This is a genomic window from Geminocystis sp. GBBB08 (assembly GCF_016743215.1).
In the GTDB taxonomy this organism is placed as follows: domain Bacteria; phylum Cyanobacteriota; class Cyanobacteriia; order Cyanobacteriales; family Cyanobacteriaceae; genus Geminocystis.
The window spans coordinates 41,362-48,518 of sequence record NZ_VRZC01000008.1 but is presented as its reverse complement, the minus strand read 5'-3'; the positions used below and the strand labels follow the sequence as shown (position 1 = coordinate 48,518).

The 7,157-nt window shown below is 35.2% G+C and carries 6 protein-coding genes; 5 read left to right on the top strand and 1 reads right to left on the bottom strand.

The genetic code is table 11. The features are described from left to right. Positions 1–206: 206 nt before the first annotated feature. Positions 207–716: an inorganic diphosphatase gene (locus FWJ34_RS02450; protein WP_308253740.1), complete on the bottom strand. Its 510-nt coding sequence runs from the start codon at positions 714–716 to the stop codon at positions 207–209. 644 nt (positions 717–1,360) lie between these two features. Here FWJ34_RS02450 and sufB point away from each other — a divergent pair. From sufB to FWJ34_RS02425, 5 genes are all read left to right on the top strand, one after another. Continuing rightward, positions 1,361–2,800 (top strand): Fe-S cluster assembly protein SufB, encoded by a 1,440-nt coding sequence (gene sufB / locus FWJ34_RS02445; RefSeq protein ID WP_308253739.1) that lies wholly within the window; start codon positions 1,361–1,363, stop codon positions 2,798–2,800. A gap of 80 nt (positions 2,801–2,880) precedes the next feature. Beyond that, complete coding sequence (locus FWJ34_RS02440; RefSeq protein WP_308253742.1) at positions 2,881–3,033, top strand: glycosyltransferase; 153 nt, start codon at positions 2,881–2,883, stop codon at positions 3,031–3,033. 280 nt (positions 3,034–3,313) lie between these two features. Continuing rightward, complete coding sequence (locus FWJ34_RS02435; protein ID WP_308253738.1) at positions 3,314–4,411, top strand: UbiA family prenyltransferase; 1,098 nt, start codon at positions 3,314–3,316, stop codon at positions 4,409–4,411. Between the two features lie 60 nt (positions 4,412–4,471). Further along, complete coding sequence (locus FWJ34_RS02430) at positions 4,472–5,530, top strand: prenyltransferase/squalene oxidase repeat-containing protein (RefSeq protein ID WP_308253737.1); 1,059 nt, start codon at positions 4,472–4,474, stop codon at positions 5,528–5,530. An 8-nt stretch (positions 5,531–5,538) separates the two neighbouring features. Then, a complete protein-coding gene (locus FWJ34_RS02425) occupies positions 5,539–7,128 on the top strand; it encodes a hypothetical protein (protein ID WP_308253736.1) in 1,590 nt (529 codons plus the stop codon). Positions 7,129–7,157: the final 29 nt, after the last annotated feature.

The window sequence follows — 7,157 nt, the reverse complement described above, 5'->3', positions numbered from 1 at the left end:
CTATAGAACCTATTTGATATTTACGCCTGTAACCCAAATAACAAAAGGCTTTGACGAGATTAAAGTATTTCTTCTGAAATCATTATTATGTAACCATTCTAAAAAAGATACCAAATGGGTTCTATAGTAATCTTATCTAAATTGTCAAAATTTTTTGATTTAATTCCCCACTTTATTAAGCAGGGTATTTTCAAAATCGAAATAATTTATTTATATGCTTTGACGCATTGTTCCACTAAAGGTGCAACTTGATCAATATCTTTCCAACCTAAAATATTAGTTTCTTTTTTTTCTAAATTTTTATAGCTACGGAAAAATTCGGCAATCTCCCCTAAAATATGAGGAGCAACATCTTTCATAGACTTAACATGATCATAACGTGGATCTTCTGCCGGTACACATAATATTTTCTCATCTCGATCGCCCCCATCAATCATTTCTAACATACAAATAGGACGAGAAGCAATAACACAACCGGGGAAAGTAGGCTCATCCATCATCACCATACCATCAAGAGGATCACCATCATCGGCTAAAGTATTAGGCACAAAACCGTAATCATAGGGATATTTAACAGAAGAAAACAATACTCTATCCAAAATAAAAGCATTCATCTCTTTATCAAACTCATATTTATTTTTGCCACCGCCGGGTATTTCGATTAAAACGTTAATAATACCAGCTTTAGGTTGAGCGGGAATTTTTGATAAATCCATTTTTAATACTTCCTTAACTTAAATTTACAAAGACGGTTAATATTTAACCATAAAAAGAGAAGGATAATATCGGGTTTTCTTGGTGATGATTTTTTGGTGCGCAAAGATTTTTTAGAGTTAAGGATTAGGAAAAAAACTTGCTTTACTCACAATAGTTAATAAACCGGCTACTAATACTCCCACAATGCTTAAAAAACTTAATGTTAAGGTGTTGAGACGACTATTCACTTCCTCAAAACGCTTATCTACAGCATCAAAACGTTTATCTACATTATCAAAACGCTTATCTACAGCATCAAAACGTTTATCTACAGCATCAAGACGTATATTGAAATTTTCTTGATTTTGTTCTAATTTTGCTACTTTTATTTTGATTTCCGTAATGTTATCGGTAATTTTATCTAGTTTGTTATTTACTTGGGTTAAAATTTCTTTTAAATCCGTTTCAATAATTGTACTTATTTATTATTTTTCTACTTGATTATCTCTAATCAATAGTTTACCTTGTACTATTTATTTTTACTACCGCTTCTCTCAATTCTGCAAAAAATCTAATGTTAATTATTCATTCTTCATTATAAAATTGACTTTAGCAACAAAAATGTTGTTAAACTATTGAATAACTACTATATTTAAAAATTAATATGAGCGCTTCCGTTAAAACGTTAGTTAATCAGCCTTATAAATACGGATTTATTACAGATATTGAATCAGATACCATTCCTAAAGGGTTAAGTGAAGATGTGGTTAGATTGATTTCTGCAAAAAAAAATGAGCCTGAATTTATGTTAGAATTTCGCCTCAAGGCTTATCGTCAATGGCTCAAAATGATTGAACCACAATGGGCGCACGTCGGTTATCCTCAAATTAATTATCAAGATATTATCTATTATTCTGCTCCTAAACAACAAAAAAAGAAACTTGATAGTTTAGATGAAGTTGATCCCACTTTACTAGAAACCTTTGAAAAATTAGGTATCTCATTATCTGAACAAAAAAGATTAAGTAATGTTGCCGTTGATGCCATTTTTGATAGTGTTTCTATCGGTACAACTTTTAAAGAAAAATTAGCGAAAGATGGCGTTATTTTCTGCTCAATTTCCGAAGCCTTACAAGAACATCCTGACTTAGTACAAAAATATCTAGGCAGTGTTGTGCCAGTTGCTGATAACTATTTTGCCGCCCTTAACGGTGCTGTCTTTAGTGATGGTTCATTTGTATTTATTCCCAAAGGGGTAAAATGTCCGATGGAATTATCTACTTATTTTCGGATTAATAACGGTGATACTGGACAATTTGAACGAACTTTAATCGTAGCTGAAGAAGGGGCATCTGTGAGTTATCTTGAAGGTTGTACTGCTCCTATGTACGATAGTAACCAACTTCATGCGGCAGTAGTAGAATTAGTGGCTTTAGATAACGCAGATATAAAATATTCTACAGTGCAAAACTGGTATGCAGGGGACGAAAAAGGTAAAGGCGGTATTTATAATTTTGTTACCAAGCGCGGTTTATGTAAGGGTGTTAACTCGAAAATTTCTTGGACTCAAGTTGAAACTGGATCTGCTATAACATGGAAATATCCTAGTTGTGTCTTAGTGGGTGATAACTCCATCGGTGAATTTTATTCCATCGCTTTGACTAATAATATGCAACAAGCCGATACAGGTACTAAGATGGTGCATATTGGCAAAAATACCCGCAGTACAATTATTTCTAAGGGAATTTCGGCAGGAAACTCGAAAAATAGCTATCGTGGGTTAGTGAAAATAGGAAATAAAGCCACCGGTGCCAGAAATTACTCTCAATGCGATTCCATGTTAATTGGTGACAACGCCGAAGCGAACACTTTTCCTTATATTCAAGTGGATAATAATGGTGCTAAGGTTGAACATGAAGCCTCTACTTCTAAAATCGGTGAGGATCAATTGTTCTATTTTGCTCAACGGGGTATATCCGAAGAAGACGCAGTATCAATGTTAGTAAGTGGCTTCTGTAAAGATGTGTTAAACGAGTTACCTATGGAATTTGCCGCCGAAGCTGATAAACTTTTGAGTCTCAAGTTAGAAGGTAGTGTTGGGTAACAAGGAGTAATAAGGGGTTTAAACCCCTTGCCTTGCCTATATACAATTAATTTGGGTGTGGTTCTTTTAAAAAGAAAAATATTGAATCAAGCCCTTTAGCACTTGTGGAAGCAATGATGTGTGGTAGAGTTGCGATCGCAACTTCCGTCGGAGGGATTCCTGAACTTTTAGAAGATGAGATTACGGGTTTTATTGCCCAAGGAGTTCCATCGAAGCGGTTGACTCTGCCTTAGAAAGAGCATGGCAACGTCGTTATGAGTGGGCATATATGGGAAAAATGGCTTCCATTGCCGCCAGAAATTTTATTTCACCCCATCCTGAAAAAGATTTAGCAGAGCGTTTAATTAAATTATGTGAAAACACTTAACGAAAAAAATATCATTCCGAGTGATAGCGTATCTGTTCGTAGTAAGGGTTTTAACCCTGATTCTATTTTTTTCTTTAGTTATTTTCCTTATTGAAGATCTTAGTTACATTTGAAGGAATAAAAGTTACTTCATTAATCAATATTTTATGATTTATTCACAGATAAAAACTAATAAATTAACTTTTATCAAAGAAAAATTGCTATCTGTTTTTAATTTATTTCGTGGTAGTGATTGGTGGTTATGCCAAACTCCAAAATTACTTGCTGTTGGGTATGCTGAAATTTTACTGGAAGGAATATCGCCACAAAAATCAATTACTACAGTTATTCCCCTTATAACTTCTATGTTCTTTGTGGCTGCTTATGGACATGTAGTTAATGATACTTTTGACATAGAATCTGATCTACGAGCAAACAAGCCCAATAGAATAGCTTACCTCTCTAAATTAAAACGTACTTTCCTAATCATAGGATTGGCAACTGCTGGGATAATTCCTTGGATATGGATTGGATTTATGCCATTTTCAGTATTTTTACTTACTACTTTATATCTATCCTTAACCATTTATGCTGTACCGCCTTTAAGACTTAAAGAAAGGGCTGCTTGGGGTGTATTTAGCGATTCTTTCTCTGTACATCTAGTACCAACTCTATTAGTGGCTACTATATTTTCACACCTAAACGATACTACTAGACTAGAAAGTAATATCTTCGCTGTTGTATCAAGCGCTTGCTTCTTTTTGATGGGGATTCGGGGAATTATATCCCATCAAATTTCAGATCAAGAAAACGATTTAAAATCTGGGGTTAAAACATTAATAACAAATTTGGAATTAGCGGGGGTTAATCAAATTAGACTCTGGGTTACTCGCTTCGTCTTACCTGCCGAAATCATTTTTCTGGTGGCAATGTTAAGCATTATTTCTCAATTTCAACCTTTGCTGATAGTTTTCTTTATCTTTTATGCAATTTTGAGTATTATCAACTTTAAATGGTGGTTTTTTAATACAATCAATTTAACTTATCTTGAAGGTTATTATATATTTCCTCACGATTTATATGAAGCATGGTTGCCTTTATCTTTACTGTGTTTTTTGTCATTACAAGAACCTACCTTTGTTGTCTTGTTAGCACTACATATACTGTTGTTTTATCCCGGAATAATCGGTAGATGGAGTTCGTTAAGTCCAATTTTTGTTTCCGCCATAAGTTATATTCAAAGAAACAAAAATTTCTGGAGGTGAAATTATCCCCTAACTACAAATACGAGCAATGAATTACAAACTATAGATAGAGAATCATTTATGCAATCACCACCAACTGAATTAGAAATTAGTATATCCAAAGCTATAAATTTCTTAGAACAAAACCAACTGGATGATGGTGAATTTCCAACTGTCTTGCCTAAAGAAATGTTGAAGCTAACTTATCAAAATTTTGGCATTAATGATGAGCTAACCGAAAATCTAGTTTTTGATAGCTCCCCATTTGTCACTTCATTAATTTTGTATTCATTAAGTTTTTTAAGACATGAAGATAAAGTAAAAGATTTAATAAATAAGGGGCTGAGTTTTCTTTTAAGTCAAATGGAAAAAGGTGGTTTATGGCGATATTGGTCATCGAAGAATAAATTACACATGACCATCCCACCAGATCTAGATGACATCTGTTGCATCTCCTATGTTGTAAAAATGAACAACATTGCGTTTCCAAATAACACTAAAATAATTCTTGAAAATAGAAATGATCGAGGCTTATTCTATACATGGCTACTCAACAACTCTCCGAGAAGACTAATTTCATCAATTTTAACATGGGGTAAATCTTTTGCTCATGTCGATAAAATCTGGAACTTAACAAATAAAGACGATATTTGTTGTGCCGTTAATGCCAATGTCGCCTTATATCTTGGCGAAATTCCACAAACTCAGAAGTTAATTACTTATCTGACGGGTATTGTTATTAACGATACCGAGGATAAAGATATCTCCTTTTACAATCACAAGCTAGGCTTCTACTATATGCTTTCAAGAGCATATTTCAATGGCGTAACATCCTTAAGATTTGTAAAAGTTTCTTTGGTTAATAAAGTTTTGAATTTACAAAAATCCGACGGCTCTTTTGGTGATGAATTACTGACTGGTTTAGCAATATCTACATTGCTAAATTTTAACTACCAATCTCCACGTTTAGATACAGCAGTTGACTATTTATTAAAAACTCAGCAAGTAGATGGTTCGTGGCAGTTTATCCCTTTCTATGGAGGATACTATAAAGCAATCTTTGGATCAGCAGCCTTAAGCACTGCTTTTGCGATAGAGGCTTTAACTAGATATTTTCTGTCACAGAAGATTCAAATTTAGCTAAAGATATGTCATCTAGTCAAAGAATTTCACAAAGGAGAAAAGAAATGTTAGGACTGTTAGAATTACCTGATTTTCGGTTGCTTGACTCGACTGGCAACCGCTTGAATATTAGTCAGATTGGTCTTCCCCTCATTAGTAAGCAGATTTTACTTTCTCAACTTCAATCTGGAGGTTTTGATCCCCAACTGGTTAATCTGAAACTTGGAAATGACTCTGAAGAGTTTGGAGTAGTTGAATGGAGGGGAATGAATCTATCTAAGGGATATGTAGGAACAAAAATATCAACTCTCGATCCTAACTCTTATGATGCTTGGGGCGTGACTAATAATTTTTCAGAATATCGTGAGTTAGCTCTACTAGCGATCGCACATCTTGCTAGGGGAAATTCACCGATTGTAGTCGGGGGATCTGATGCTTTAGCAGTACCCAGTCTTTATTTAGAAGCAGGTGCAACTGCGGTTGTCCAAGACAAATCCGGAGCAGCTAATTGGGCTATTTTTGATCATGTCTTAGGACGAGAACCCAGAGAAAAACTGACCGGTGTTATTAAAGCCGATGGAACCAAATATCCAAAAAGCACCAATGTTTTAAGTCCAGAAGATTGGCCGATTCCCTCTTTGGAAGTAATTAAACAGTGCTTTGGTCAATATCATTGCTGGACTGTACCAATTAATAATGAAGATTTTTCCCCAGTTGGTTCAATTTTATTTGATATTGGGTGCGATCGCACTTGCGATTTTTGTCAAACGCCGACCTATGGAACCGGATACAAGAGAATGACGCCTAAAACTGCACTTGTGTGGGCAGCAGCCCTTAAAGAAGCAGGAGCACGTTCAATTATTTCTGGTTCCGATCAATTTCTCGGTCGAGTGCTTTTTCCTGAGGGAAAACAGGAGGTTTTGGACATACTAAATGGATTGAGAGAATTGGAGATGCCTATTAGCTGGCTCAATGGTATAGAGTTAAGAAAAGCAACACGAGGTGGTGGAAATAATAAATATGATGCCGATCTTACTCCTGATGAAGAGATTGTGGAAGCTGTCTGGGGATGGGATGGTAAGGTTGGATGTATTCATGCTTATATTCCTGCCGAACGGCCTATCGTGGGGCGAGAATCCTACAAAAAGCTTTTACCCTGGAATCACCACTGTGAGATGATGAAAGCGATCGTCAGGTCTGGTGTTCCCAATATTGATTACGGTGTAATTATTGGTTTTCCAGATGATAATAATGAAAGTCTATTGTATTTAGAAGAGGCTGTATCGGAGCTATTTCAAGAATTAAAAACTATCAATCCTAAACTTATTCTTGGCTGTGGAGTAATGTGCATAGCACCTTTACCTGGTACCCCTCAAGACTATTCGATACGTGAGAAAAATCTTTTGCGCTTTGAAGATCCAGCTATTTTTGGAAATGTAATAATGTCTTCTTCTGACACGCTTCACCTTAGCTATGAGGAGGTTGCCGACTGGCAAAGGCGATTGTGGAATTTAAGTAGTAAATCCACCGTAATTTCGGCAGAACCATTAACTAAAAGCGTTTCTTTCTCTAAAGTTCTAGCTAACTTTGGCAAGTTTTTCAAGCAACTATTATAGTCATTCCCAACAAGAATTAAACAATATAA

Bases quoted from the DNA above. Each gene is read 5' to 3' on its own strand.
- sufB (WP_308253739.1), top strand. From the start codon at position 1,361: ATGAGCGCTTCCGTTAAAACGTTAGTTAATCAGCCTTATAAATACGGA.
- FWJ34_RS02450 (WP_308253740.1), bottom strand. From the start codon at position 716: ATGGATTTATCAAAAATTCCCGCTCAACCTAAAGCTGGTATTATTAAC.
- FWJ34_RS02430 (WP_308253737.1), top strand. From the start codon at position 4,472: ATGCAATCACCACCAACTGAATTAGAAATTAGTATATCCAAAGCTATA.
- FWJ34_RS02425 (WP_308253736.1), top strand. From the start codon at position 5,539: ATGTCATCTAGTCAAAGAATTTCACAAAGGAGAAAAGAAATGTTAGGA.
- FWJ34_RS02435 (WP_308253738.1), top strand. From the start codon at position 3,314: ATGATTTATTCACAGATAAAAACTAATAAATTAACTTTTATCAAAGAA.